This window comes from Actinomadura bangladeshensis (assembly GCF_004348335.1).
GTDB classification, from domain to species: Bacteria; Actinomycetota; Actinomycetes; order Streptosporangiales; family Streptosporangiaceae; genus Spirillospora; species Spirillospora bangladeshensis.
In genome coordinates this window covers 17,192-43,832 of record NZ_SMJW01000035.1, presented here as the reverse complement: position 1 = coordinate 43,832, position 26,641 = coordinate 17,192, and the positions used below count along the sequence as shown (strand labels likewise).

Here is a 26,641-nt window from a genome sequence, read left to right as displayed (position 1 = left end):
GACGCTCGGCATCTGCTACGGCCACCAGGTGATGGCGCAGGCCCTCGGCGGGACCGTCGAGAACTCCGACGTCGCCGAGTACGGCGGCGCGACCGTCGCCGTCACGTCCCCCGGCATGCTGTTCGCGTGCTCCACGGCCCTCCGCAACGTGGGCCCGGACGGCACGGAAGGGACGAGAGCGGCGAGCAGGACGGTGGCGGCGAGCAGCTTCACGGCACTCCTAGGGAGGTCGCTTGCGGACGGGAACCATGCGGAAAACATGCTTTCGACTACAGGACGTCATCAAGACGTACCAGAACGAAGTCCCCTCGCGAGTGTGATCAAGGTAAATGGATGCCGACCGTTATCGGCCGATCGCACCATGTGATGCCCTGGCCGGGGGTGCGGCGCATCGGCGCAGGCAGCGGCCCGTAGACTGGAGACCCCTTCCGGCCGTGCGAAAGGCTTAGTTGGTGGCCGCAGACCAGTCCTTTGACACCGTTCTCGTCGTCGACTTCGGCGCGCAGTACGCGCAGCTGATCGCGCGGCGCGTCCGCGAGTGCCATGTGTTCAGCGAGATCGTGCCGTCCACCATGCCGGCGGCGGAGATGCTCGCGAAGCGGCCGAAGGCGATCATCCTGTCCGGCGGCCCCGCCTCGGTGTACGAGAAGGGCGCCCCGGTCGCGCCGGAGGGGCTGTTCGACATCGGCGTCCCGACGCTCGGCATCTGCTACGGCCACCAGGTGATGGCGCAGGCCCTCGGCGGGACCGTCGAGAACTCCGACGTCGCCGAGTACGGCGGCGCGACCGTCGCCGTCACGTCCCCCGGCATGCTGTTCGCGGGGCTGCCGCACGAGCAGGCGGTGTGGATGTCGCACCGCGACTTCGTCAGCGGCGCACCGGCAGGCTTCACGGTGACGGCCAGCACCGACGTCACCCCGGTCGCCGGCATGGAGGACCTGGAGCGCGGCTTCTTCGGCGTCCAGTTCCACCCGGAGGTCCTGCACACCGAGTACGGGATGGAGATCCTCCGGCGGTTCCTCTACGAAGGCGCCGGCTGCCGTCCCAACTGGACGATGGTGAACATCGCGGACGAGTCGATCGAGGCCGTCCGGGCGCAGGTCGGCGGCCGGCGGGCGATCTGCGCGCTGTCGGGCGGGGTCGACTCCGCGGTCGCCGCCGCCCTCGTCCAGCGGGCCATCGGCTCCCAGCTGACCTGCGTGTTCGTCGACCACGGACTGCTGCGCAAGGGCGAGCCCGAGCAGGTCGAGAAGGACTTCGTCGCCGTCACCGGCGTGAACCTGCACGTCGTGGACGCCCAGGACCGCTTCCTCGCCGCCCTCGACGGGGTCACCGACCCCGAGGAGAAGCGCAAGATCATCGGCCGCGAGTTCATCCGCGTGTTCGAGGAGGCGGCCCGCGAGATCGTCCACGGCGGTTCCGGGGGGGCCGGGGGGGCGTCCCCCCAGAAGAGTGCGGAGGACGCCTCCGAACCGGTGGAGTTCCTCGTCCAGGGCACCCTCTACCCGGACGTGGTCGAGTCGGGCGGCGGCACCGGCGCGGCCAACATCAAGTCGCACCACAACGTCGGCGGCCTCCCCGACGACCTGCAGTTCAAGCTGATCGAGCCGCTGCGGACACTGTTCAAGGACGAGGTCCGCGCGCTCGGCGAGCAGCTCGGCCTGCCGTCCGAGATCGTTTGGCGGCAGCCGTTCCCCGGCCCCGGCCTGGGCATCCGCATCATCGGCGCGGTCACGCGCGACCGCCTCGACATCCTCCGCGACGCCGACGCGATCGCCCGCGAGGAGCTGACCCGCGCGGGCCTCGACCGCGACATCTGGCAGTTCCCGGTGGTGCTGCTGGCGGACGTCCGCTCCGTCGGCGTGCAGGGCGACAGCCGCACCTACGGGCACCCGATCGTCCTGCGCCCGGTGACCAGCGAGGACGCCATGACGGCCGACTGGGCGAAGCTCCCCTACGACGTCCTGCAGCGGATCTCGACCCGCATCACCAACGAGGTCCGCGAGATCAACCGCGTCACGGTCGACATCACGTCCAAGCCCCCGGGCACCATCGAGTGGGAGTGAGCACGGCGAGGGCCCGGGCGGTGAACCGTCCGGGCCCTTCTGCCGCGTCGTGTCAGACGGTGGCGGGGGCCAGCGCGGCCTCGGCGTCCAGCGTCGCGGCGGCCGCGTTGACGACGGCGGCGATCCGCAGCGCCTCCTGGACGAGCTCGCGCGACAGCCCGGCCTCGCGGACGACCTTCTCGTGCGACTCCAGGCACCGCCCGCATCCGTTGACCGCGGACACGGCGAGGCACCACAGCTCGAAGTCGACCTTGTCCACGCCCGGCCTGCCGATGATCGACATGCGCAGCTTGGCGGGCAGCGTCGCGTACGTCTCGTCGCCGATCAGGTGGGTGGCCCGGTAGTACACGTTGTTCATCGCCATGATCGACGCGGCGCCCTTGGCCGCCTCGAACGCCTCGGCGGACAGGTAGTCGCCCGCCTCCTCGGCCAGCTCGCGGATGACGACGGCGCTGCGCGTGGCGAGGGCGCAGGCGAGGACCGTCCCCCACAGCTGCTGCTCGGTGAGCTGGGAGGTGGAGGTCAGGGAGCCCAGGTTGAGCTTGGTGTCCTTGGCGTAGCCCGGGAGGGCGCTCTTCAGCGCGTCAACGCTCATGATCATGCGTCCTTTCATGCGTACGGCCGGCCGCGCGCGTCGCGGCCGGCCGTGCGGGGTTGCGAGGGATCAGGCGCCGGCCAGCAGCTTGGCGGCGTCCAGGGTGTCCTCGCCCTTGTTCCAGTTGCAGGGGCACAGCTCGTCGCTCTGCAGCGCGTCGAGGACCCGCAGGACCTCCTTGACGTTCCGGCCGACGGAACCGGCGGTCACCATGGCGAACTGGATCTCGTTGTTCGGGTCGACGATGAACGTCGCGCGCTGCGCCACGCCGTCCTCGGTGAGGATGCCGAGGGCCTCGCTCAGCTCGCGCTTGAGGTCGGACATCATCGGGAACGGGATCTCGCGCAGGTCCGGGTGGTCCTTGCGCCATGCGAAGTGGACGAACTCGTTGTCGACGGACGCACCGAGCACCTGCGCGTCGCGGTCGGCGAAGTCCTCGTTGAGGCGGCCGAACTCGGCGATCTCGGTCGGACACACGAAGGTGAAGTCCTTCGGCCAGAAGAAGACGACGCGCCACTTGCCCTCGTAGGACTTGTGGTTGATCGTCTCGAACGCGTTCTCGGCGTCCAGCGAGACGCAGGCGGTGAGCTCGTACTCGGGGAACTGGTCACCGACAGTAAGCACGCATGCTCCTTCGTCATGAGAAAGGGTCGCCTCCACATGAGAGGCGCAGGAGGGGCCGCGGGGGTTATCCGCCTCAGCGGCTGATGTCACTCAGCGTGCCTCTGCTCGATCAAAAAGAGAAATCGATAAATCTCAAGAGCGCGATAGGAATCCCCTATCAATGCGCCGCACAGCGCTGTGAGCTGCCTAGATGAGGTGTCATGGGGCCGCTGAACGTCCATCCAATAGACGTAAATCACACAGACCCATCCCAAATCGGGCCTAACGCTGCGTAGCGCAGCAAGTGTAGAGGTTCCACCACTTTCGATGGGCATTGAGTGACGAAAGCCGCACGACCGGCCGTTCACGGCCCATCTCGGATCACGCGATGCTCGACCGCGATGCCGGAGGTTCCGCCGTCATTCGCTGAGGGCCGCCTTCAGGACGTCCTGGAGCGGGGTCGGAGGCCGGTGCAGTATGTGCCCGAGGGTGGGGTCGACGTTGGCGAACTCGCCGTGGCGGGCGGCGGCGAACATGTCCACGAGCATGCCCGCCGCGAACTCGGGGACGCCGCGGGCGATCACCCCGGCGCGGAACTCGGCGTCCGGCACGACCACGTGCTTGATCGGACGTCCGGCCAGTTCGGACGCGATGGCCGCGACGCCGGCCATGTCGATCGCCTCGCCGCCGGTGAGGCCCGGGGTGATGCCGTCGAAGGTCTCCTCGGCCAGGGTGATCGCGGTGGCCTCGGCGAGGTCGGCGTGGGCGGTCCAGGAGACCGGCCCGTCGTCCGGCACGGCCAGTTCGCCGCTCCGGAGCGCGGCGCCGACGAGCGCCACCGTCGTGGACGCATAGAAGCCGTTGCGCAGCGAGGTGAACGGGACGCCCGAAACCCGCAGCATCTCCTCGGTGGCGGCGTGGTCCGGCATGGGCGGGAAGACCGAGGACGGGTTCGCGCCCATGTGGCTGGTGTAGAGGATCCGGCGGGCGCCCGCCGCCTTGGCCGCGTCGATCGCGTTCCGGTGCAGCCGCAGCAGATCCTGGCCGATGGCGTTGGCGGACACGATCAGGACCTGCGACGCGCCCTCGAACGCGTGGGCGAGGCTGCCCGGCTCGGCGAAGTCGCCATAACGCACGCGCACACCCCGATCCGCGAGGTCTTTCGCCTTCTCCACATCCCGGACGCTCACTCCGATCCGGTCCGCCGGGACGCGTTCGAGCAGCCGCTCGACGGTCCCGCGCCCGAGCTGTCCGCTGCCGCCGGTGACGATGATCATGAGGTACCCCTGCCTTCACTGCCGAACGCTGAATCAGTGCTAACGCGGCAACGCTAACACTGATATGAAAGCACTGCTACCACAAGCCTGTTATCGTCATTAGCGTGCAGGTCGATGACGCAGCGGGCGGGAACGGCCCGCGGGAGCGCATCCTCGCCGCCACCGCCAAGCTCCTCGCCGAGGGCGGGCGGGAGGCGGTCTCGACGCGCGCGGTCGGGACGGCGGCCGGAGTCCAGGCACCGACCATCTACCGCCTCTTCGGCGACAAACAGGGCCTGCTGGACGCCGTCGCCGCCGAAGGCTTCGCGACCTACCTGAGTGCCAAGTCCACCCCGGAGCCCGACACCGACCCGGTGGACGACCTGCGCGCCGGCTGGGACGAGCACCTCCAGTTCGGCCTGGCCAACCCCGCCCTCTACATGCTGATGTGCGAGCCGCGCCCCGGCGCGATGCCACCGGCTGCGGCCGCCGGGATCGACATCCTCGCCGCCCGCGTCCACCGGATCGCCGAGGCGGGACGGCTGCGGGTCGGCGAGGAGCGGGCCGTCCAGCTCGTCCACGCCGCCGGCAGCGGCACGACCATCGCGCTGATCGCGATGCCCGAGGCCGCCAGAGACCTCGAACTGTCGGTCATGGCCCGCGAGGCGGTCATCGCCGCGATCACGACCGACGCCCCCGCGCATTCAGCCCCCGGCCCGGTCGGCGCCGCCGTAGCCCTGCGCGCCGTCCTGCCGCAGGCCACCGCCCTGACCGAACCGGAACGGGGCCTCATGCGCGAATGGCTGGACCGCATCGCCGACGCGCCCCGCTGACCCGCATGAGCCGGCGGCCTCGCCATGACAGGTCTGGGCGGTGCCGACGACGGCCAGATGCAGGTGGATGGACGAATTGAGCCAGAAACCCCAGCACAGGTCGTTGCCGCACCGCAGGTTGTAGAGGGCCGTCCCGAACCGCGTCTCGTCCGGGATCGCAGCGGCCTCCTGTCCTACCTGCCCCTTGACTTGCTCCCACTGGCCTCGAAGCCACGTGACCGCGTCCTCCGGCGTGACCGGCACGTGCCGGATCGTCCGGGACGGCTTACGAAGCCAGTCGCGGACTTCCCGGGGCGCGAGTTCGCTACCGTCGTCCCGGCGCGCCTGGTCGTCCCCGTAGGCACTGGCGTCCATGCGGGAGGAGTGGCAATGCCAATGCAGCCCTTGCCGTCGCCAGTCGTCACGGGATTCGTCCCGCCAATAGGCGTCGTAATCGAACGGCCGGATGGTCACGGGGCGAGCCTCCCACCAAGCGGACCCCGCCCAGGGGGGAACGGGGCCCGCAGTCTGATGCGCGTCAAATGTCGAATTCGTTGTTCTTGACGCTCTTGATGAATCCCTCCCATTCATGACGGTCGAACTCCAGGAGGCAGCCGGTCTTGGTGTCGCGGACGGCGACTATCCCGTCCGGTGCGTCTATGACGTTGGTCGCGACCTCGACGCACCCGCACCCGGAGTCCTCCCCGTTGCACAAGGACCCTTGACGAACTCGTACGGCCTGCTCATGAACTCCTCCTTATGGACGTTGGCAGGACGGCCCAGACGCTTTTTCCTCCGTGCTCGGGACGGCAGCCGTGCTCCTCGGCGAGGGACGCGATGATGCCGAGCCCCCACCCGCCCGGGTCGGGCGCGTCGTCCGGCAGGGGCTCCGCCGGCATCGCGAGGTCGGGCATGGACGGACGCGGCTCCTCCGGGGAGGCGTCCCACACCTCGACGCGCAGCCCGCCGGGGACGAGCGCCAGCCGCAGCGTGATCGCCTGGCCTCACGTCGCCCGGACGGAATTCGTCAGCAGCTCGGACGCCACGAGGACCGCGTCGTCCACCGTGCTCTGCGGAAGCCGCCACTGGAGGGCCTGCGACTCCACGATGAGACGGCCCTGCTGGACGGCGTCGGGCGTGGCGAGAAGGCTTCGCCGCAGCGCGGCGGGCCCCGCCGACGTGCCCTTGATCACGGCGCTCACCGCCGGTTCTCCCGTGCCAGGCCGTCCCGGTGGCCCATGAGGTCGCCGGGCGTGCGGAGGTCGCCCGCGGTGAGTCGCCGGCCGGCCGGAAGCGAGTCCGTTTCGTCTATGAAGTCATCCTTGCGAGAATTGTCGATGCCCATTTCCGTGTTCGCCTCTGTCGCGGACGGTTTCGTCTTTCGCGACACATGTTGACTGGCTCGCCATGGGCTTGTCATTATTGCCGACAACATTAGAAAATAGAGCAAGTGCGGAGGTACGTGATCATGGTCCGTCCGTCCCCCGACCCGCACGAGTCGATCTACGCCTTCCTGGCCTATTACCTGCGCTTTCTGCGCCTGCGGCGCGGCCTGACCCAGGCCGACGTCGCGAAGATCCTCAACTGCTCGATCGGCCAGGTTTCCAAATACGAGTCCGGTGAGAAGCAACTCGGCACCCGGGAGTGCGCCGCCCTCGACAAGGCATGGGACACCGGCGGCGTCTTCACCATCTGGCTCGGCTACGCAAAACTCGGAATCGACGCGAACGCCCCATCCCGCCTCGACCGCTACTACCGCAAGGCCGTGGAGCACTGCACGTTCGCGAACAGCGTCGTGCCGCTCCCCCTTCAGATCGAGGACTATGCGAGGAGCCTGCTGGAAGCAGGTCATGCTGCTGGATTCGTCGACGATGTCGAGGAGACTCTTGCCGCCCGGATGGAACTTCAGGCCGCCATGCTGGATGGTCGACCGCAAATATGGGCCGTGCTCGAACAGGGTGCCGTGCGGTCTGCGGGGAGCGTTGCAGTGATGGCCGCACAACGGGACTACCTGCTGCAAATGGGTAGATTGTCCTACGTATCGATACGTATACTTCCGTTCACGGCTGTGCCGCATATCGGCCTGGATGGACCGTTTTACTGTTGCACCCTTCCAGGCCGTCGCTACGCGGCGTTCTCCAGCAGCGCGCTGGGGATGGGACGGGTCATCGATGATCAGACGGAGGCCGCCGCCGTGGTTCTGAGGTTCAACCGGGTTGCGGCGCGGGCTTGGAATGAAGATCAGTCCCGCGAGTATCTATCCAGGATGGATGAGCAACGTGACGGCTTGGCGGAAGAGTAGTTACAGCCATGGTGGCGGCACGACGGACTGTGTCGAGTTGACCGCCCTGGCGTGCGGAGTGGGTGTCCGGGATAGCAAGGACGCGTCCGGGCCGGTTCTGGTCATCGCGAAAGAGCACCTTGCTGATCTTGTCGCCCGGGTCAAGGCCGGGAACTGCGACCTCTGATGCGCTGATGGCAGACCGGGCCCGACACCGAGCCACGACGCCGCCTGGGGCCACGCAACCGCCTTATTGCCGGGATATCCGTTTCAGGGTCCCGCCAGCTGCTCGGCGGGGGCCGGGCTGCTCGGAAGGGGACCGTCCAGGACGGGGACCTTCGATCCGAGACTGCGGACCGCCGCCGTCGTGCGGTTGAGCGCCGCGCGGTATCGGGCGCGGGTACCGGCGGGCAGGTCGGCACTGGCGAGGGCGTGGGGCAGGTCGACGAGCCGGATCGGCGGTCCCGCCTCAACGAGAGTCGGGACGAACGAGGCCGCCGCCCGCCAGCGGCCGGCCGCGTCGCGGGTCAGCTGAAACCGGGCGACCAGACCTTCATGGGTGTCTTGGCCGTTCGCGATCGGATTGGCGATCTGGTTGCCCATGCCGTAGACCACCCACTTGCCGTTGATCTGGTCGAACGGCTGCACGACGTGCGCGTGGTCGCCGATGATCAGGTCGACGTCGGGTGAGGCGAGCAGGCGGCGGGCCAGCGTCCGCTGCTCGTCGGTCGGCGCGTGCCGGTATTCCTCGCCCCAGTGGAGGCTGACGATGACGATCGCGGCGCCATCCGCTCTGGCGCGGGCGGCGGCGTGCAGGATCGTGGGCGCGTCCAGGCCGGAATTGACCAGCCACGGCCGGCTCGGGGGGATCGGGATGCCGTTGGTGCCGTAGGTGTAGGAGAGTTGTGCGACCTTCACACCCTGCGCGTCGAGCAGATCGGTGCGTTCGGCCTCGCCGGGGCCGCGCGCCGATCCGGTGTGCCGGACGCCTGCGGCGTCCAAGGCGCCGAGCGTCCGCCGTACTCCGGCATCGCCCTGGTCGAGGGTGTGGTTGGACGCGGTGGAGCAGGTGTCGTAGCCGAGGTCGCGGATGGCGTCGACGATCTGCGGCGGGGAATTGAACGCGGGATAGCCCTCGAACGGGCCGCGGCGCGTGGCCACCGGTGTCTCCATGTGGCAGATGCCGATGTCGGCGCTGTCGATGAGGGGGTGCAACTGGTTGAGCATGGGGAGGAAATCCCAGCCGTGGCGGCCGCTCTTCGCGGCGTCCTCGGCGGCCTGCGTGACGAGCGGCTGGTGCAAAAGGAAGTCGCCGGTAGCCGCAACCGTGATCGTGGTGGGCCCACTGGTCGCGGCCGCACGCCGAGGATGGGACGGAGCATGGCGTCCATCGTCTGCGCAGCCCGTCAGAGCCGTGGCGACTGCCGCGGACAGCAGGAACGCTGTTGTCCGGGAGATTTTCGACCTGGAAGAACTCATCACGGAGACGTCGTTCCTGATGCAAGCGTGAACAATCGGCAAATGTCTAAGAATGTGATCTTCTTAGAGCTTGAGTGACGTCGGCGGGACGTTGCCTTTGTATCGCCCTTGGACGAGAGTCCGACAAATCCGGGCAATATCTGTGATGAGCAGTAAGGGTGTTCGGGAGCCCCAGGCCGTGTAGGCGTGCCTGCGGCGGGCGCTGCAGGCCCGTCGTGTGGATCCGGCGGGAGCAGATTCGGGCGTGCGGCGGAGTGAGGGGTGACCGTGTCCGTTCGCAATCCGTTCGCAGAGAGGCGGCTCGATGACAGGTCACCCGACATGAGGGGCACCGGGACCGTGCGGCCCGAACCGCGGCAGGCCGACGACTTCGCGGTCCACTACGACGAGCATTTCACCGACATCCACCGCTACATCGCCGGGCGGCTCGGACGGGACGTGGCGGACGACATCGCCGCCGACACGTTCGTCATCGCGCTGCGGCAGCGGCACCGGTTCGACCCGGAGCGGGGGAGCGTCCGGCCCTGGCTGTTCGGCATCGCCACGAAGCTGGTGGCGCAGCACCGGCGGCAGGAGTCGCGCCGGTACCGGGCGCTGGCGAAGGTCGGCCCGGCGGCGGTGGACGGCGGGCACGAGGAGCAGGTCGTCGACTGGGTCCGGGCGGAGGGGATGCAACCGCGCCTGGCCAAGGCGCTGCGGTCGCTCAACCGGGACCAGCGGGACGTCCTGCTGCTCAGCGCGCTGAGCGAATTGTCGAACCAGGAGATTTCGGAGGCGCTCGGCGTTCCGTACGGCACGGTCACGTCGCGGCTGAGCCGCGCCCGCGCCAAGGTGAAGGCCGCCCTCGGGGAGGACAGCCATGAACGATGACCGCATGATCCGCGCGCTGCTGCTGGAGGACCCGCCGTCCGCGGAGGTCGTCGCCGAGGGGCGGCGCCGGATGCGGGCGGGCGGGCCCGCGGCGCGGCGCCCGGTCGGCCGGCGTCCGGTGTTCGGGCTGGCGGGGGTCGCCGCCGCCATGGCGCTCGCCGCGGGGTTCGCCACGGTGCTCACCGGCGGCGGAACGGACGGCGAGGCACCGCGGACGGACCCGAACGCGCGGCGCGTCCTGCTCGCCGCGGCCGAGCACGCGATGAACGAGCCTGCCGGACGCTACTGGCACGTCGTGAGCGAGGAAGGGAACGTGTACCGCGTCGGGGGAGCGGACGGCTACTCCGTCGTCGCCGCCGACACCTGGGACCGCTGGAAGGCGCGTTCGGGCGCCGATCCCGATGTCGAGTACGCGAAGGTGGCGCCCGGTGCGAAGCCGCTCACGCCGAAGGACGCCGCCGCCTGGACGAAGGCCGGCTCGCCGCAGAGCATGCGCGTGTGGGCGGACGGCCACTGGCTGACGCTGACCACGAAGGACCTGGGGAAGGCCGGCTGGGAGAAGCAGGTCGCGACACCGGAGCAGAAGAAGGCCGCGCTGGGACGGCACGACCCGGCGGACATCCGGAAGAAGTGCGCGGCCAACGCCGACCGGGCGAGCGAGTGCGAGTTCCAGATGCTGACCCCAGAGCAGCGGATCGAGCGCTTCGGTGAGGAGCCCGAGCGGTACAAGACCCTCATGCTGGGCGATCCGGACGGGACCGCCGCGGTCGACTACCTCTGGAAGGGGCTCAGGCTCATCACGCTGAACCCCGTCCCGCCGCGCGCGCGGTCGGTAGTCTTCCGGGCGATGGCCGACGTCCCGGGCGTGAAGGCGATCGGCGAGGTCGAGGACGCCGAGGGCCGCACCGGCATCGGGCTGGCGATGCGGGACGCCGCGACGGAGACGCGCGTCGTCCTCGACCCCGGCACGTACCGCCTCATGGGCTTCGAGGTGATCGCGGTGGACGTGCCCAGGCGGCAGCCCGGAGACGTCCTCAGCTACACGACGATCGCGTCGGCGGGCTGGAGCGACGAGAAGCCCCACCAGGGCTGAGCATGGTCCCCGGGCCGCCGGCGGACGGCCCGGGGACGCACGTTGACGCGGCGGTAAGTTTCGACTTACGTTCTGGGGACGTCTGTATCCAGATCGGGAGGCCGCCGTGCCCTTGCAGACCGCGCCGGACATGGAGAGCATCTTCACCCCGCTGATGCACGAGCACGACTACGTCATCGACGACGTCGAAGGGAACCTCCCCGGCGAACTCACCGGGACGCTCTACCGGATCGGCCCGGGCAAGTGGGAGGTCGGGCGCACCCTGCTGAACCACCTCTTCGACGGCGACGGCATGGTCTCGCAGTTCACCTTCGACGGCCGCGAGGCCCGGTTCCGCAACCGATACGTGCGGACGCCGCAGTTCACGGACGGCATGGTCGCCGGACGGGCGCGCAGGCCCGCCGTCGGGACGGCGCTCCCCGGCGGGTTCTGGACCAACTTCGCCAAGGCGAAGGGCCCCGCCAACGCCGCCAACACCGGTGTCGCCATGCACGCCGAGCGGCTGCTGGCCCTGTGGGAGGGCGGCCCGCCGTACCGCCTCGACCCCGACACCCTGGAGACCCTCGGCGTCCACGACTTCGGCGGGCGGCTCCGGGGGATGCTCAAGGCGTTCTCCGCCCACCCGAAATGGGACCCGGTCACCGGGGAGATGTTCAACTTCGGCCAGGAGTTCGCGCCGCTGCCCCACCTGAACTGCTGGAAGGTCGACCGGCATGGCCGGATGCGGCGGCTCGCCAAGGTGCGGATGCTGGACATGCCGTGGAACCACGATGTCGCGCTGACCACCGAGCACATGGTGTTCGTCCTGGACCCGTACATGTTCGACCTGCGGACGATGCTGAGCGGCGGGCCCATGTTCGACGCGATCCGGCACCGCCCGGACAAGGGGACGCGGTTCGTGCTCGTCCCGCGCGACGGCGGCCCGGCGCGGATCGTCGAGCACGAGACGCTCGTCCACCTGCACGTCGCCAACGCGTTCGAGGACGGCACGGACACGGTCGTCGACCTGGTGGAGTTCGACGACTACGAGGACATCCGCCGCGACCTCACCGGGTTCCGCACGCGGTTCCCCGAACTGCCCGCGAGCAGGCTCATGCGGTACCGGATCACGCCGGCGGGGCGCGTGATCGCGACGCGGCTCTCCGATCTGCCGGGCGAGCTTCCGCAGTACGACTGGCGCCGCTCCACCCGTCCGCACCGGTTCACCTACATGAGCGGACGGACGGGCACCAGCGGCGAGTACGACAGCGTCCTGAAAGTGGACAACGACACCGGCCGGACGGAGGTCCATGAGATGGGGCCGCACACGTACGTGGGCGAACCCATCTTCGTGCCCCGCACACAGGACGCCGCCGAGGACGACGGGTGGCTGCTGGCCGTCGTCTATCTCGGCGCAGAGCACCGGTCGCAACTCACCATTCTCGATGCCCGCGGTCTGGAGCATGTGGCCACGCTGGGTCTGAAGCACCACATCCCGTTCGGCTTCCACGGCACGTTCACGAGACGTGTCGCCGACCCCGGCGCCCCCATCCCGCACCCGGACCGACTGCCGATCCGCTGACCGGCCGGCGCCCCGTCCCTGTCGCCGAAACCGAATGTGGTGGAACACACTCGCTCCGACCTGGGGTTCCTCACGGTCCGTGATGATCGTTGGAGTAACGTTCGGGTGAGATGGCGAACAGCAGACCGACGGTGGCTCAGTTGCGGGCGTTCCTGGCGCTCGCCGAGCATCTGCACTTCCGGGACGCCGCCGCCGCTCTGCGCATGAGCCAGCCCGCCCTCTCCGGAGCCGTGGCGGCGCTGGAGGAGACCCTCGGAACACGCCTCGTCGAGCGGACGACCCGGAAGGTCCTGCTGACCCCGGCCGGGGAGCAGGTCGCACGCCGGGCGGAGGTCGTCCTAGCGGAACTCGACCGCCTGGTAGACGAGGTCAAGGCCGTCCAGGGGACGCTGGTGGGGCCGCTCAGGGTGGGGGTGATCCCGACCGTGGCGCCGTACCTGCTGCCCATCGTCCTGCCGAGGCTCGCCAAGGAGTTCCCCGACCTGAAGCTGTCGGTGCACGAGGAGCAGACGGAGCATCTCGTCACGGAGCTGCTCGCCGGGCGGCTGGACGTCGTGCTCCTGGCGCTGCCCGTGTCCACGGTCGGCGTGACCGAGATCGTCCTGTACGACGAGGACTTCGTGCTCGTCGCGCCCGCCGGGTTCGACCTGGGCGACGAGGAGATCCCGCGCGAGGCGCTGAACGACCTGGACGTCCTCCTCCTCAACCAGGGGCACTGCCTGCGCGACCAGGCGCTCGACATCTGCCGCGACGTGGGCGCGCGCGCCGCCGCCGCGACGTACGCGACGAGCCTGGCGACGCTGGTGCAGCTCGTGTCGGGCGGGTTCGGGGTGACGCTCGTCCCGGAGACCGCGCTGCCGGTGGAGACGCGCCGGGCGCCGAACCTCGGCCTGCACCGGTTCGCGCCGCCGGCGCCGTTCCGCCGGATAGGGCTCGGGTTCCGGTCGACGTCGCCGCGCGCGGACGAGTTCGCGGCGCTCGCGGAGAGCGTCCGCACCGCCGTCGCCGAATCCGGCGTCGCGCCGGGGATACGGCCCGCCTGAGCCCCTAACGGTCCTCCGCGGCCCGACATTAAGGCGCGGGTAAAACGCGGCCAGATGAGGTCAAGTCTGCGTCAGGGGACGGGACGGCAATGGCGATGCGTGTTCATGGAGTGGCGTAACGTCACCATGCTCGGTGGGGCGAGGAGGAGGCCCCATGCCGAAGCTCAGCGTCGTCGTGCCGTTCCACAACACCGAGGAGTACTTCAGGGAGTGCCTGGAGTCGCTGGCCGGGCAGACTCTGCGCGACCTCGAGGTGATCCTGGTGGACGACGGGTCAACCGACGGCAGCGCCGTGATCGCCAAGGAGATGTGCGCGCGCGACCAGCGGTTCCGCCTGTTCACGCGCGAGCAGGAGGGCCCCGGCCCCGCACGCAACGCCGGGGTCCGCCAGGCGAGGGGCGAATACCTGGCCTTCGCCGACGCCGACGACGTCGTGCAGAAGGACGCCTACGCGCGGCTGGCCGGCTCCCTGGACCGGACGGGCTCCGACATGGCGTCCGGCAACGTCGAGCGCATGGACGCCGACCGGAAATGGCAGTCGCCCCTGCACGACGGTGTCTTCACGGAGTCGTGCTCCCGGACGCACGTGTCGTCCAAGCCGGTGCTCATGCGCGACCGCACACCGTGGAACAAGGTCTACCGGCGTGAGTTCTGGACCGGGGCCCGCCTGGAATTCCCCACCGGCTTCTACGAGGACCCGCCCGTCTCGGCGCGCGCGCACGCGCTGGCCAAGTCTGTGGACGTCCTGAGCGAGACCGTCTACTACTGGCGCAAGCGGCCCGGGTCCATCACGGAGGACCGCTACGACTGGGGCAACATCAACCAGCGCCTCGCGTCCGCGCGCGCACTGCGCGACGGGCTCGCCGACTACGCGCCGCAGCTGCTCAACGCCTACGACGAGCACGCCCTCGTCCCGATCGAGCTGCGCGTCCTGTTCGAGGCGCTCCCGCGAACGCAGGACGAGCACCGCGAGGAGCTCGTCGCCATCGGCGCCGCGCTCGCCCGCCGCGTCAGCCCGCGCGTGGTGAAGCGGCTGCCCGCGATAACGCGCCTGCAGCTGCACCTGCTCTGCCGCCGGATGCTGCCGGAGCTGCTGGAGGTCCTGCGGTTCGTCCAGCTCCGCAAGGCGCCGGACGCGCCGCGGGTCCGGCGCGGCCTGCGGCACCGCTGGTACGCGGAGTACCCGTTCTTCGAGGACGAGGAGCGGGCCGTCCCGGCGCACGTGTACGACGTGACCGACGAGCTGAAGCCCGTCGCGGCCATCGACCGGGCCGTCTGGGTGGACGGGCGGCTCCGCATCGAGGGGCACGCCTACATCCGGCACCTGGACTCCTCCACCGAGGACGGCTCCCGGATCCGGGTGTGGCTGGTCGCGGCGAACAAGCGGGGCCTGGCGCGCGTCCCGGTCGAGCGGGTCCGGCGGCCGGACGTGACCGCCCGGTCGCGGCAGTCGGCGGTCTCCTACGACTGGTCCGGATTCGTCGCGGAGATCGACCCGTCCGCGCTGAAGATGTTCGGGCGCTGGCGGGACGTCGACTGGGTCCCCTGCGTGGAGATCGTCAACCGGGGGCTGCGGCGGCGCCGCACGTTCGCGAACCCGCGCCTGCCCGGCCGGCAGTGGCCGGACGACCGGGAGTGCGCGCCGGGCGTCCTCGTCCAGGGCGTCGCGGCCCGGAACCGGTTCGTGGTGCAGGTGCGGCGGACGCCCGCGGCGGTCGTCGGCTGCCATCTGGACGGTGGCGAGTTGTGCCTGGACGGCTGGAGCAGCGCACCGCTCGGCGACGAGCCGCGCGTCACCGCCGTGCCGAAGGCCGGCCGCGCCACGGTCACCGGGCCGGTCGAGCGGGTCGGCGGCGAGGGGTTCCGGGCCAGGCTGCCCGCCGCGGGGCTGGCCCGGCGGCCGGTCGACTGGGAGATCAGCCTGCCGGGCGGCGTCAAGCCGTACCTGGACGCGGACGCCGCCGGAACCGCGTTCCCCGTCCCCGGCGGGGAACTGGAGATCGCCAGGACCCGGCGGAGCACGCTGCGCATCGTCGTGCGCGGAAAGGCCCTCATCCTGGACGAGGTGTCCTGGTCGTCCGACGGTGCCCTGCACCTGGCCGGCACCTGCACCGACCGTGCCGGACGGCCCGACTCCTTGTTCCTCCGGCGGCGGCGGTCGGCGGAGGAGCACATCGTCAAGCTGTACTGGGACGGTGACCGTTTCACGGCGAAGTTCTCGCCCGCGCGCATGCCGGTGTTCGGACTGTCCCGCCCCCTGGTGTCCGGCCGTTGGGACGTCCTCACGACCGTCAGCGGGCAGGAGCAGCCCGTCCTCATCAGGCGCCACACCCTCCGGGACCTGCCCGAGCCGTTCGAGGCGGGTCTGCACCGCATCACGGTCCGCGCCTACAAAACCGACCAGTTCGTGCTGCGGATCGAGACCGCCCTGGACGACGACGAGCGCGGCGCCTACGCGCAGAGCCGGATACGGTCCGGGCACTACCGGCGCCACCTCAACCTGCCCGTCCGCGACCTCGCCGTGTTCGACGCCTACCGGGGACGCCAGTACTCGTGCAACCCGCGCGGCATCTACGACGAACTCCGGCGGCGCGGAACCGACCTGGAATGCGTGTGGGTCACCGAGAACGGACAGTTCGGCAGGCCGGTGGGCGCCCGCACCGTCCTGGTCGGCACGCGGGAGCACTACGAGGCCCTCGCCCGCGCGCGCTTCGTCTTCGGCAACTGGTCGCAGAAGGAATGGTTCACCAAGCGCGACGACCAGACGTACGTGCAGTGCTGGCATGGGACGCCGCTGAAGAAGCTCGGCTACGACGTCAAGCAGATGCCCTACAAGCGCACCGAGGGCGTCAACTGGATGGAGCACGACGTCCCGCAGTGGGATCTGCTCCTCGCGCAGAACGCGTTCTCCGTGCCGCTGTTCCGGCGTGCGTTCGGCTATGAGGGCGACGTCCTCGAAAGCGGCTATCCCCGCAACGACATCCTGAGCAGCCCGCACCGGGACGAGATCGCGGCGGCGGTCCGGCGGCGGCTCGGCATCCCCGAGCGCAAGCGCGTCGTCCTGTACGCGCCGACGTGGCGGGACGACTTCCACCACGCGATCGGCAAGCGCGCGTTCCGCCTCGAGTTCGACTTCGACCAGTTCAGGGCGGCGCTCGGCCGCGACCACGTGCTGCTCCTGCGGACGCACTACCTCGTCACCGACCGGCCGAAGCTGCGGCCGGGCGACTGCGTGATGGACGTGTCCGCCTACCCCGACATCTCCGAACTGTTCCTGATCAGCGATGTGCTGGTCACGGACTACTCGTCGGCCATGTTCGACTTCGCCGTCACCGGCCGTCCGATGGTCTTCTTCACCTACGACCTGGAGCGCTACCGCGACCACGTGCGCGGCTTCTACTTCGACTTCGACGCCGAGGCCCCCGGGCCGATGCTCGGCACGTCCCGCGAGGTCGTCGAGGCGCTGGGCGACCCGGCCGCGCTGGAGACCGGGTACCGGGACGCGCGCGCCGCCTTCGCCGCCCGGTACTGCCCGCACGATGACGGCCACGCCGCCGCCCGCGTCCTCGACCGCGTGCTCGACCAGGTCCTGGAGCGCACGGGCGACCGCACCGCCGACCGCACCGCCGACCGCACGGGTGACCGCCTGATCGACGGCGTGCTCGACCGGGTCCCGCCCTCCGGTCGCTGACCCGGCCGGCCCACCTCCTCCTAACCCCGCTCACCCCATCACGGAGTCGCTCGTGTCCCCGCAGATCAGCATCGTCGTCCCGTTCCGCAGCACCGGCGGCCGCCTCGCCGAGTGCCTGGAGTCGCTCGCAGGGCAGACCCTGCGCGACGTCGAGGTGCTCATGGTGGACGACGGCGCCGACGACGGCGAGGCGCTCGCCGCCAAGGAGTTCGCCGGGCGCGACGACCGGTTCACGCTGCTCCAGCCGGGCCCCGCCGCGTCTTCGGCGTCGTCCGCCGCGTCCGCCGCCGACGCCGGTGTGGAACAGGGCAAGGGCCGGTACCTGGCGTTCGCGGACGGCGAGGACGTGCTGCCGCCCTACGCCTGCGAACTGCTGGTCGGCACCCTCGACTCCACCGGATCGGACCTCGCCGGCGGGAACGTCATGTGCCTGGACGCGGAGCAGGTGTGGCAGTCACCGCTGCACCGCGAGCCCTACGCGAAAACGATGCTGTCGACGCATGTCACCCGCCACCCCGCGCTCCTGCAAGACCGGACGCTCTGGAACAAGGTCTACCGGCGCTCGTTCTGGGACGCGCACGGCTTCGAGCTGGGCACCGACCAGGACGCCCTGGTCGCCGTCCGAGCCCAGCTCCTGGCCTCCGCGGTGGACGTCCTGGACACGACCGTCTACTTCTGGCGCGACCGTCCGGGAACGGCCCCGCGGCTCCGCCCCGACCCGGACCACATCACCGACCGGATCGCGACCCTCGCGGCCATCCGGAACTTCGTCCACGACCATGCACCGGAACTCCTCGCCGTCCACGACATGTACGCGCTGGACCTGGACGTGCGCGACCTGATGCTCGCCCTGCCCGCCGCCACCTGGGAGGAGCGGGAACGCCTGATCGAGCTGGGCGCGGAGGTCGTCGCCGACGCCGACCGCTCGGCCACCGACGGGCTCGACGCGATCAGGCGCCTGGAGCTGCATCTCCTGCGCGGGCGCATGGTTCCCGAACTGCTGGACGTGCTCCGCTTCGAGGAGTACGGGCTCCAGGACGTCCCGATCGTGCCCAGGGGCCGCCTGCGTCCGCGCTGGTACGCGCGCTACCCGTTCTTTGAGGACGCCGAACGCGACATCCCCTTGGACGTGTACGACGTCACCGACGAGATCGGCCTGTGGACGGACGTCGACCGCGTCGAATGGGACGTCGACACCCTCATCGTCCAAGGGCACGCCCACTTCGACAGGTTCGACGTGTCGGCGGCGACCGATTCCCGCATCCGGGTCTGGATGCGGGACGTGAAGACCGGCAGGGAGATCCGGCTCCCGGTGGAACGGACCCGCTGCCCGGAGGTCACGGCACAGTCCGGTCAGGCGAGCGTCTCCTACGACTGGTCCGGGTTCACCGTGCGGGTGGAGCCGGAGTACCTCCTCGACGGCGACGAATGGCGCACGGCCACCTACGAGCTGTTCGCCGAGGTCTCCACGGCGGGACGCAGGGCCGTGCAGCGGCTCACCGCGACGCCCCCGGCCGTGCGGTGGACGGCGGCACGGCAGGTGGACGAGCACGTGGCCGTCCAGCCGGCGGCCGGCGACGACGACGTGTTCGTCGTCCACGTCAAGCGCGCCAAGGCCGTCCTCACCCGGATCCGCCGCGACGGGGACATGCTGGAACTGACCGGCTGGACGCGCCGCGCCCTCGGCGCCGGGGTCGCCATGGTCGCGGCCCGCCGGCACGGGGGAGAGGAGGTCCGCGGCGAGGTGACGCTGCGCCAGTCGGCCGTCCTGCGCATGGCGGAGGGCACCGGGTTCGACTTCACGGCGAAGCTCCCGCTGGAGTTCCTGACCTCCGCCCGGGGCGGCCCGGCCCCGTACCGGCCGCACCTGCGCGACGCCATCGACTGGGACATCCGGCTGACCGGCGAGGGCGGGCCGCTGCGGCTCACCGTCGCGAGCAACGTCAAGCCCGCCCGGTTCGCGCTGCCGGGGGAGCACGGCCGCGAGCTGGCGCTCACGCGGACGGCGTTCGGCAACCTGCGCGCCGTCGAGCGCACCCCTCGGCCCGTCGTCCGCGCCGCCGAATGGGATGCCGCCGGCCACCTCACCCTGACCGGCGACTACGCCGGCATCGAGGACCGGCCCGACCACTTCGTCCTGCGCCGGCGCCGGTCGGGCGACGAGCACCGCGTCCCCGTCACCTGGGAGCAGGACCGCTTCACCGCCGCCTGCACGCCCGCGACCATGGCCGTGTTCGGCACCGACCTGCCGCTGATGAGCGGAACATGGGACGTGCTGGCGCGCGCGCGTTCCGGCGAGGTGGCGGTCGTCGTCGAACGCGAGGCGATCCCACGGCTGCCCGAACGGCGACGCGTCGGTACGCACGAATTCGAGGTCGGCGTCCACCAGATCGACGCGCTGACGCTGCACAGCCGTCCCGCCCTGGGCGACGACGAGCGGGGCGGTCACGCGCAACTGCTGCTTCAGCAGCGCGACTACCCCGTCTATCTGCGAAGCCCGCTGGCGGACATCGCCGTCTTCGACAGCTACGACGGCGCCCAGTACAGCTGCAATCCCAGGGCCATCTACGAGGAACTCGCGCGCCGCAACACCGACCTGGAATGCGTGTGGGTCACCCAGGACGGCCAGTTCCCGATCGACTGCACGACCGACGTGAAGACCAGGACCGTCTTGGCCGGAACCCGCGAGCACTACCGCGTCCTCGCACGCGCACGGCACATCGTCACCAACCGCGGGCTCCCGCCCTGGTACTTCAAGCGCCACGGCCAGACCTACGTCCAGACGTGGCACGGCACCCCGCTGAAGCGTCTCGCCCACGACCTCAGGGACATGCCCTACCAGCGCACCGAACGCCACGACTGGCTGGAGTGGGAGGTATCGCGCTGGGATCTGCTGCTGTCCCCGAGCCCCTACGCCACCCAGATCATGCGCCGCGCGTTCCACTACGACGGGGACGTCCTGGAGACGGGGTATCCGCGCAACGACATCCTCAGCAGCCCCGAATGGGAGAGCGTCGGGACGGGCATACGCAAGCGCCTGGGGATCCCCGACGGCAAGAAGGTCGTCCTCTACGCGCCCACATGGCGGGACGACCGGCGCCACGGCCCCGGCAGGCAGGGCTTCTCGCTGGAGCTGGACGTGGAAACCCTGCGGGACGCCCTGGGCGACGACCACGTCCTCCTCCTGCGGACGCACCACCTCGTCACCGACAGGCCCCGTCCGGCGACGGCCGGTGCGGACGGCTTCGTCATGGACGTCTCCCGTTACCCCGACATCGCCGACCTCTACATGGCGGCGGACGTCCTCGTCACCGACTACTCCTCCGCCATGTTCGACTACGCCGTCCTGGGCCGGCCCATCGTCATCTACGCCTACGACATGGAGCGCTACCGCGACCACGTGCGCGGCCTCTACATCGACCTGGAGGCGGAGGCGCCCGGCCCGGTGGTGACGACGTCGGCGGACGTCGCCAAGGCCGTCAAGGCGGCACCCGACAGCGAGCAGCACTACGCCGACGTCTACGACCGGTTCTTCGTGAAGTACTGCCCGCACGACGACGGCCAAGCGGCCGCCCGAGCCGTAGACCGCATCTTCAACCGTTGATCTGCGGCGTGTTGTTGTTATCAGGCGCGTCATAACAACAACACGCCGCAGATCAACGGGGGGTCAGCCGGGGTGGCGGGCCCTTGCCCACAGCCAGGCGCCGGGGCAGCCGGCCAGCGGCAGGCGGCGCTCCAGCGCCGCCGACAGCCGCAGCGCCTCGTTGGCGAGCGGGTGCAGCGGGGCCAGGTCCTCGCGGCGCGCCGTCCGGTGCCGGAACCGGCGCAGCAGCGGCCGGACGAGCACCCCCCGGCTCCACACCGCCTCCAGCACCAGCCCGGCGCCCTCGACCAGCTCGGTGAGCGCGCGGCGGGTGTAGCGGCGGACGCGGCCGAGCGCCACGTCGTGCGCCGACCACAGCGCCATGTCGCACGGCACCGACACCAGCGCGATGCCGCCCGGACGCAGCACCCGCGCGATCTCCGCCGCGGCCCGCGCGTCGTCCTCGATGTGCTCCAGGACGTCCAGCGCCAGCGCCAGGTCGTACTCGCACGGCGCGAGCGGCAGGTACCGGGCGTCGCCCTCGTACGCCTCGACGCCCTGCGCGCGCGCCAGAGCGACGGCGTCCGGGCTCAGGTCGACGCCGATGGCGCGCCAGCCGTGCTCGGCCAGCACCCGGCAGCTCCCGCCGGACGCGGTGCCGATGTCGACGGCCGTCCCGGGAACGCTGAACCGCAGCAGTTCCGCGGACAGGATCTCCCGCCGCTCGCGGTACCACCAGTTGTCGTGCTCGATCCGGGCGATCCGCTGAAGCTCGATGGTGTCCACGGGACAAGCCGACGGCATCGGCGGCGGCCCGTTCCACCGTCGCCGCCGCCGGCGGGCCGATCGTTGACCCCGGTTTGACCCCGTTCGGGGCTCAGCGCCCGCGGCGCCGCCGGATGAGGAACCGGACGGCCAGCAGCAGCGCGACCAGCCCGCCGAGCACCGGGACGGCCCGCTTGGCGACCGACGGTCCCGCGACCTCCAGCAGGTCGATCGCGTCGTCCTCGTCCGCGACGTGCAGCCGCCGCGCGGGACGCTCGGGCGCCGCGGCGGGAACCGCCGCCTCGGCCCTGGCGGCGGCCTCCTCCGTGGCCTTCACCGGGCCGGGCTTGTCGGCGTCCGCCGCGGGCTTCACGGACTCGGCCGGGGTCGCGGCGGGTTCGGCGGGCTTCTCGGCCGGCGCGGGCTCGGCGACCGGCGCGGCGGCCTCGGCGGCCGGCGCGGCCTCGGCGGCCGGTGCGGCGGCCGTGCCCACGGCGGTCTCGCCGGACGACTCCAGTTCGGTCGCCAGCGCCTTCGCGAACCGCGAAATGATCTTCGAGCCGACCTCGGACAGGATGTTGCGGCCGAACTGCGCCGGCCGTCCCGTCACGTTCATCTTGGTGTGCACGCTCACCCGCGTCGTGGTGCCCTCCGCGTGCAGCCTCGCCTGGACGGTCGCGGACGCCGTGCCCGACCCGCGGGCCTCCTTCGCGGCCGCCTCCATCGTCACCACCCGGGCCGACTCGTCCGCCGAGACGATCCGCGCGGTGCCGCGGTAGGTGATGGTCATCGCGCCGACCTTCACCTTCATCCGCCCCGAGTACTCCTCGCCCTCGACCGAGTCGAGGGTCGCGCCCGGCATGCAGGCCGCGACCCGCTCCACGTCGAGCAGCACCGACCAGGCCTGATCCACCGGTACGGGGACGGTGAAATCGTGGTCGAGCTCCATGATCAAAAGTCCTTATCGTCCGGAGAACCTGTCCGCGACCTTACGGCGGCGGCCCATCCCGTCGCCAGTGGGGGCCCGGTACCCGGGGAGGGGGCGATCATGCGGCCGGGGCCCGGCGGGCGCCGGTACCCGGCCGCATGAACCCGTCCCGCACCTGGCGTGCGGCCCGTCAGCCCGCGGCGGCGGTCAGCGCCCGCGCGGTGAGCACGGTCGCCAGATGCGTCCGGTACTCCGACGACCCGCTCAGGTCGGTGGGCGGTTCGGTGCCCGCCGCGGCCTGCGCGGCGGCGGTCCGGAACACGTCCTCCGACGCCGACCGGCCCCTGACCGCGGTCTCCACCGCGCCGGCCCGCACTGGGGCCGGCCCCATGTTGGTCAGCGCGACGCGGGCCTCCTCGATCCCGTCACCGTTGCGGCGGACGGCGCACGCGACACCGACGATCGCCCATGCCTGCGCCGTCCGATGGAACTTCTCGTAGTGCACGCCCCAGCCCGCGCCCAGCTTCGGTACGCGCACGCCCACGAGGAGCTCGTCCGGTTCCATCGCCGACGTCATCCAGTCGACGAAGAACTCCGACGCCGGGATCTCCCGTTCGCCGCGCACCGACCGGACGAGGAGCACCGCGTCCAGCGCCAGCGCCACGGCCGGAAGGTCGCCCGCCGGGTCCGCGTGGGCGAGGGACCCGCCGAACGTGCCGCGGTGCCGGACGGCAGGGTCGGCGACCGTCTCCGTCGTCGCCGCGATGAGCGGCAGGTGCTCGCGCACCAGCGGATCGCGGATCACCTGGTGGTGCGTCGCCATCGCGCCGATGACGACCGCGTCGCCGTCGTCGCGGATCTCCCGGAGCCCGTCGAGGCGGTCCAGGTCGATCAGCGCGTCCGGGATGGCGAGCCGCATCCGCAGCAGCGGCATCAGGCTCTGCCCGCCGGCCAGCACCTTCGCGTCCTCGCCCGCGTCGGACAGCGCCCGTACGGCGTCGTCCAGCGAGGCGGGCCGCACGTAGTCGAACGTCGCGGGGATCACTGGTCACCTCCGGCCGAACCGAGCCCGCCGGCCGCGCCCGGTTGGGCGGCGTCCGGTTTCGCTTCTCCGCGCAGCGCGCGCCACACGCGTTCGGGCGTGCACGGCATCTGCACGTCGTGCACGCCGTGCGGGCGCAGCGCGTCCACGATGGAGTTCACGACCGCCGGGGTGGAGGCGATCGTGCCCGCCTCACCGACGCCCTTCACGCCCAGCGGGTTGGTCGTCGCGGGCGTCTCGGTGCGGTCGACCGTGAACACCGGCAGGTCCGCCGCCGACGGGATCAGGTAGTCGGCCATGGTCGTCGTCGTGAGGTTGCCGTCCGCGTCGTACACGGCCTCCTCGTACAGCGCCTGCGCGATGCCCTGCGCGAGGCCGCCGTGGACCTGCCCCTCCACGATGAGCGGGTTCACGACCTTGCCGACGTCGTCCACCGCCACGTACTTGCGGATCTTCACCATGCCCGTCTCCGTGTCGACCTCCATCGCGCACAGGTGCGTGCCGTGCGGGAAGGAGAAGTTCTCCGGGTCGAACGTGGCGTCGGAGTCCAGCGAGGGTTCGATGCCGTCCGGAAGATCGTGCGCGGCGAACGCGGCCAGCGCGACCTCCTGCAGCGTCTTGCCCTCCTGCTCGACGCCGCGGACGCTGAACCGTCCGGCGGTGAACTCGAGGTCCTGCTCGGACGCCTCCAGCAGATGCGCGGCGACCGTGCGGGCCTTGTCGACGACCTTCTCGCAGGCGGAGAACAACGCGACCCCGCCCACGGCCAGCGAGCGGGAACCGTAGGTGTCCATTCCCTTGTGCGAGATGGCCGTGTCGCCGTGCAGGACCTTCACGTCCTCGAACGGGACACCGAGCCTGTCCGCGGTGATCTGCGCCCAGGCCGTCTCATGGCCCTGCCCGTGCGCGGACGACCCCGTCACCACCTCGACCTTGCCGGACGGCAGGACGCGCACCGCCGCGTGCTCCCAGCCGCCCGCGCCGTAGGACAGCGAGCCCAGCACACGGGACGGCGCGAGCCCGCACATCTCGGTGAACGTGGACACCCCGATGCCGAGCTGCACCGGGTCCCGGCGTTCCCGCCGGTCGGCCTGCTCCGCCCGCAGCTTGTCGTACTCGAACAGCTCCAGGGCCTTGTCGGTCGCGGCCTCGTAGTTACCGGAGTCGTAGGTGAGGCCCGCGATCGTCTCGTACGGGAACTCCTCGTGCTTGATCCAGTTGCGGCGCCGCACCTCGATGGGGTCGACGCCCACTTCGGCGGCGAGTTCGTCCATCAGCCGCTCGATCGCGTACGTGGCCTCGGGACGGCCCGCGCCCCGGTACGCGTCCGTGGGCATCTTCGTGGTGAACACGCCCGTGCAGGTGAACGACAGCGCGTCCATCTTGTAGATGCCGTTGAACATGAACGCGCCCAGCAGCGGGATGCCGGGCGTGACCAGCATGAGGTAGGCCCCCATGTCGGCCAGCAGATCCACCTTCAGGCCGCGGATCCGTCCGTCGCGTTCTGCCGCGAGCGTGAGCCGCTGGATCTGGTCGCGCCCATGGTGGACGGTCATGTTGCCCTCGCTGCGCGTCTCCGTCCACTTGACCGGACGGCCCAGCCGGCGGGCCAGCAGCAGCGCGAGGACCTCCTCCCCGTACACCTGGAGCTTGGAGCCGAATCCGCCGCCGACGTCCGGTGCGACGACCCTGATCCGGTGCTCGGGGATGCCCGTGACCGTGGCCAGCATCAACCGCAGGATGTGCGGGATCTGCGTGGCCGAGTACAGCGTGAACTCGTCCCCCTCGGGGACGCACAGCACCGACCGCGGCTCCATCGCCGTGGGGATGAGCCTCTGCTGGACGTAGCGCCGCTCGATGACGACCGGCGCGTCCCTCATCGCGGCGTCCAGATCCCCGTTCTCGAACACCCACGTGTAGGACTTGTTGGTTCCCAGGTCCTCGTGGACGAGGTCGGCGCCCTCGGCCAGTGCCGCCTCCATGTCCACCACCGCGGACAGCGGCTCGTAGTCGACGTCGATCTCTTCCAGGGCGTCGACGGCCGCGGCCTTGTCGCGGGCGATGACGCAGGCGACGGGCTCGCCGACGTAGCGGACCTCGTTCACCGCCATGGGCGGGTGCTCGGGGAGCTTCATGTCCTCGGTCACGACCCACGCGCACGGCAGCGACCCCTGCTCCTCGGCGAGGTCCTGCCCGCTGAACACGGCGACCACGTTCGGGCTCTGCTTCGCCCGCGAGGTGTCGACGCCGGTGATCCGGGCGTGGGCGAGCGGGCTGCGCAGGAACGCCACGTGCAGCGTCCCCGCCGGGCTCATGTTGTCGGTCCACTTGGTGCGGCCCGTGATGAGGCGGGCGTCCTCCGACCGCCGGCGCGGGCTGCCGACCTCCTGCACGGTCACGGCGTCACCTCCTGCCCGGCGGGTGCGCGCATATCGCTCGCCGCCCGCCGCACCGCCTTCACGATGTTCTGGTAGCCGGTGCACCGGCACAGGTTGCCCTCGAGCCCCTCCCGGACCTCCTGCTCGGACGGGTCGGGGTTCTCCCGCAGCAGATCCAGCGACGCCATGATCATGCCGGGCGTGCAGTAGCCGCACTGGAGCGCGTGCTCCTCGTGGAAGGCCGTCTGCATCGGGTGCGGGGTCCCGTCGACGCCGAGGCCCTCGACGGTCGTCACGTCGCGGCCGTCCGCCTGGACGGCGAGCACGGAGCAGCTCTTCACGCTCATCCCGTCCATCAGGACGGTGCAGGCTCCGCAGTTGCTGGTGTCGCACCCGACCGGGGTCCCGACCTTCCCCAGCCGTTCGCGCAGATAGTGGACGAGAAGGAGGCGCGGTTCGACGTCGTCCTCATACGTCGCGCCGTCGACCTCGGCACGGATTCGTGGCATGCGTTTCTCCCAGGGACGTCTCGGGGTGGACTCGGAAGAGAACGTCCTCCGGGCGGAGCGCGCTGGTCAGGCCACGTCATCGGGGC

22 protein-coding genes and 1 pseudogene are annotated in these 26,641 nt (G+C 70.7%); 11 read left to right on the top strand and 12 right to left on the bottom strand.

Features of this window, described 5'->3' with window-relative positions:
• Positions 1 to 124: pseudogene (locus E1284_RS43980) on the top strand (glutamine amidotransferase-related protein); the annotation flags it as partial.
• A 328-nt stretch (positions 125 to 452) separates the two neighbouring features.
• Positions 453 to 2,066, top strand: a complete 1,614-nt coding sequence (guaA, locus tag E1284_RS09785) for a glutamine-hydrolyzing GMP synthase (protein WP_243714370.1) — start codon at positions 453 to 455, stop codon at positions 2,064 to 2,066.
• Positions 2,067 to 2,118: 52 nt separating this feature from the next.
• On the opposite strand, the gene ahpD is transcribed toward guaA, so the two are convergent.
• From ahpD to E1284_RS09770, 3 genes are all read right to left on the bottom strand, one after another.
• Entirely contained in the window at positions 2,119 to 2,661 is a 543-nt protein-coding gene (gene ahpD / locus E1284_RS09780; protein WP_131938697.1) for an alkylhydroperoxidase, AhpD family, read from the bottom strand.
• A gap of 69 nt (positions 2,662 to 2,730) precedes the next feature.
• Positions 2,731 to 3,285, bottom strand: a complete 555-nt coding sequence (locus E1284_RS09775) for a peroxiredoxin (RefSeq protein ID WP_131938696.1) — start codon at positions 3,283 to 3,285, stop codon at positions 2,731 to 2,733.
• Between the two features lie 398 nt (positions 3,286 to 3,683).
• Positions 3,684 to 4,541: an SDR family oxidoreductase gene (locus E1284_RS09770; RefSeq protein ID WP_131938695.1), complete on the bottom strand. Its 858-nt coding sequence runs from the start codon at positions 4,539 to 4,541 to the stop codon at positions 3,684 to 3,686.
• Positions 4,542 to 4,645: 104 nt separating this feature from the next.
• On the opposite strand from E1284_RS09770, the gene E1284_RS09765 reads away from it, so the two are divergent.
• Positions 4,646 to 5,353: a TetR/AcrR family transcriptional regulator gene (locus tag E1284_RS09765; RefSeq protein WP_131938694.1), complete on the top strand. Its 708-nt coding sequence runs from the start codon at positions 4,646 to 4,648 to the stop codon at positions 5,351 to 5,353.
• Positions 5,354 to 5,870: 517 nt separating this feature from the next.
• Here the strand turns inward: E1284_RS09765 and E1284_RS09755 are convergent.
• The 3 genes from E1284_RS09755 to E1284_RS09750 are packed head-to-tail and all read right to left on the bottom strand — an operon-like array spanning position 5,871 to position 6,534.
• Positions 5,871 to 6,047 carry a DUF397 domain-containing protein gene (locus tag E1284_RS09755; protein ID WP_131938693.1) on the bottom strand — a complete coding sequence of 59 codons (177 nt, stop codon included), beginning with the start codon at positions 6,045 to 6,047 and terminating at the stop codon, positions 5,871 to 5,873.
• Between the two features lie 28 nt (positions 6,048 to 6,075).
• Positions 6,076 to 6,321 (bottom strand): ATP-binding protein, encoded by a 246-nt coding sequence (locus E1284_RS41325; protein ID WP_341770389.1) that lies wholly within the window; start codon positions 6,319 to 6,321, stop codon positions 6,076 to 6,078.
• 15 nt (positions 6,322 to 6,336) lie between these two features.
• Positions 6,337 to 6,534 carry an ATP-binding protein gene (locus E1284_RS09750; RefSeq protein ID WP_131938692.1) on the bottom strand — a complete coding sequence of 66 codons (198 nt, stop codon included), beginning with the start codon at positions 6,532 to 6,534 and terminating at the stop codon, positions 6,337 to 6,339.
• A 266-nt stretch (positions 6,535 to 6,800) separates the two neighbouring features.
• On the opposite strand from E1284_RS09750, the gene E1284_RS09745 reads away from it, so the two are divergent.
• Positions 6,801 to 7,634 carry a helix-turn-helix domain-containing protein gene (locus E1284_RS09745; RefSeq protein ID WP_243714373.1) on the top strand — a complete coding sequence of 278 codons (834 nt, stop codon included), beginning with the start codon at positions 6,801 to 6,803 and terminating at the stop codon, positions 7,632 to 7,634.
• The gene (locus E1284_RS09740; RefSeq protein ID WP_341770388.1) at positions 7,567 to 7,800 is read left to right on the top strand and encodes a DUF397 domain-containing protein; all 234 of its coding nucleotides are present in this window, start codon (positions 7,567 to 7,569) and stop codon (positions 7,798 to 7,800) included. The genes E1284_RS09745 and E1284_RS09740 overlap by 68 nt, the downstream gene beginning before the upstream one ends.
• A gap of 83 nt (positions 7,801 to 7,883) precedes the next feature.
• Here the strand turns inward: E1284_RS09740 and E1284_RS09735 are convergent, their stop codons facing one another.
• A complete protein-coding gene (locus E1284_RS09735) occupies positions 7,884 to 9,092 on the bottom strand; it encodes a CapA family protein (protein WP_131938689.1) in 1,209 nt (402 codons plus the stop codon).
• A gap of 321 nt (positions 9,093 to 9,413) precedes the next feature.
• Between E1284_RS09735 and E1284_RS09730 the strand changes: the two genes are divergently transcribed.
• From E1284_RS09730 to E1284_RS09705, 6 genes are all read left to right on the top strand, one after another.
• Entirely contained in the window at positions 9,414 to 9,962 is a 549-nt protein-coding gene (locus E1284_RS09730; protein WP_131938688.1) for an RNA polymerase sigma factor, read from the top strand.
• Positions 9,952 to 11,055, top strand: coding sequence for a hypothetical protein (locus E1284_RS09725; protein ID WP_131938687.1), 1,104 nt, complete (start codon positions 9,952 to 9,954; stop codon positions 11,053 to 11,055). Before E1284_RS09730 ends, E1284_RS09725 begins: the two co-directional genes overlap by 11 nt.
• A 106-nt stretch (positions 11,056 to 11,161) precedes the next feature.
• Entirely contained in the window at positions 11,162 to 12,616 is a 1,455-nt protein-coding gene (locus tag E1284_RS09720) for a carotenoid oxygenase family protein (RefSeq protein WP_207923661.1), read from the top strand.
• A gap of 110 nt (positions 12,617 to 12,726) precedes the next feature.
• A complete protein-coding gene (locus E1284_RS09715; RefSeq protein WP_131938686.1) occupies positions 12,727 to 13,659 on the top strand; it encodes a LysR substrate-binding domain-containing protein in 933 nt (310 codons plus the stop codon).
• Positions 13,660 to 13,813: 154 nt separating this feature from the next.
• Positions 13,814 to 17,350 carry a bifunctional glycosyltransferase/CDP-glycerol:glycerophosphate glycerophosphotransferase gene (locus E1284_RS09710; RefSeq protein WP_131938685.1) on the top strand — a complete coding sequence of 1,179 codons (3,537 nt, stop codon included), beginning with the start codon at positions 13,814 to 13,816 and terminating at the stop codon, positions 17,348 to 17,350.
• Between the two features lie 52 nt (positions 17,351 to 17,402).
• Positions 17,403 to 20,954 carry a bifunctional glycosyltransferase/CDP-glycerol:glycerophosphate glycerophosphotransferase gene (locus E1284_RS09705; protein ID WP_131938684.1) on the top strand — a complete coding sequence of 1,184 codons (3,552 nt, stop codon included), beginning with the start codon at positions 17,403 to 17,405 and terminating at the stop codon, positions 20,952 to 20,954.
• A gap of 63 nt (positions 20,955 to 21,017) precedes the next feature.
• On the opposite strand, the gene E1284_RS09700 is transcribed toward E1284_RS09705, so the two are convergent.
• From E1284_RS09700 to E1284_RS09680, 5 genes are all read right to left on the bottom strand, one after another.
• Positions 21,018 to 21,719 (bottom strand): class I SAM-dependent methyltransferase, encoded by a 702-nt coding sequence (locus E1284_RS09700; protein ID WP_131938683.1) that lies wholly within the window; start codon positions 21,717 to 21,719, stop codon positions 21,018 to 21,020.
• Positions 21,720 to 21,810: 91 nt separating this feature from the next.
• Positions 21,811 to 22,647, bottom strand: coding sequence for an SRPBCC family protein (locus E1284_RS09695; protein ID WP_131938682.1), 837 nt, complete (start codon positions 22,645 to 22,647; stop codon positions 21,811 to 21,813).
• Between the two features lie 169 nt (positions 22,648 to 22,816).
• Positions 22,817 to 23,671 (bottom strand): FAD binding domain-containing protein, encoded by an 855-nt coding sequence (locus E1284_RS09690; protein ID WP_131938681.1) that lies wholly within the window; start codon positions 23,669 to 23,671, stop codon positions 22,817 to 22,819.
• Positions 23,668 to 26,067, bottom strand: a complete 2,400-nt coding sequence (locus E1284_RS09685; protein WP_131938680.1) for a xanthine dehydrogenase family protein molybdopterin-binding subunit — start codon at positions 26,065 to 26,067, stop codon at positions 23,668 to 23,670. The genes E1284_RS09690 and E1284_RS09685 overlap by 4 nt, the downstream gene beginning before the upstream one ends.
• Positions 26,064 to 26,555 (bottom strand): (2Fe-2S)-binding protein, encoded by a 492-nt coding sequence (locus tag E1284_RS09680; protein WP_131938679.1) that lies wholly within the window; start codon positions 26,553 to 26,555, stop codon positions 26,064 to 26,066. The genes E1284_RS09685 and E1284_RS09680 overlap by 4 nt, the downstream gene beginning before the upstream one ends.
• Between the last annotated feature and the right edge of the window lie 86 nt (positions 26,556 to 26,641).

Excerpts from the sequence above, each read along its gene's own strand:
- ahpD (WP_131938697.1), bottom strand. The coding sequence starts at position 2,661 with ATGAGCGTTGACGCGCTGAAGAGCGCCCTCCCGGGCTACGCCAAGGAC.
- E1284_RS09770 (WP_131938695.1), bottom strand. The coding sequence starts at position 4,541 with ATGATCATCGTCACCGGCGGCAGCGGACAGCTCGGGCGCGGGACCGTC.
- E1284_RS09745 (WP_243714373.1), top strand. The coding sequence starts at position 6,801 with ATGGTCCGTCCGTCCCCCGACCCGCACGAGTCGATCTACGCCTTCCTG.
- E1284_RS09740 (WP_341770388.1), top strand. The coding sequence starts at position 7,567 with ATGAAGATCAGTCCCGCGAGTATCTATCCAGGATGGATGAGCAACGTG.
- E1284_RS09735 (WP_131938689.1), bottom strand. The coding sequence starts at position 9,092 with ATGAGTTCTTCCAGGTCGAAAATCTCCCGGACAACAGCGTTCCTGCTG.
- E1284_RS09730 (WP_131938688.1), top strand. The coding sequence starts at position 9,414 with ATGAGGGGCACCGGGACCGTGCGGCCCGAACCGCGGCAGGCCGACGAC.
- E1284_RS09725 (WP_131938687.1), top strand. The coding sequence starts at position 9,952 with ATGAACGATGACCGCATGATCCGCGCGCTGCTGCTGGAGGACCCGCCG.
- E1284_RS09715 (WP_131938686.1), top strand. The coding sequence starts at position 12,727 with ATGGCGAACAGCAGACCGACGGTGGCTCAGTTGCGGGCGTTCCTGGCG.
- E1284_RS09710 (WP_131938685.1), top strand. The coding sequence starts at position 13,814 with ATGCCGAAGCTCAGCGTCGTCGTGCCGTTCCACAACACCGAGGAGTAC.
- E1284_RS09695 (WP_131938682.1), bottom strand. The coding sequence starts at position 22,647 with ATGGAGCTCGACCACGATTTCACCGTCCCCGTACCGGTGGATCAGGCC.
- E1284_RS09680 (WP_131938679.1), bottom strand. The coding sequence starts at position 26,555 with ATGCCACGAATCCGTGCCGAGGTCGACGGCGCGACGTATGAGGACGAC.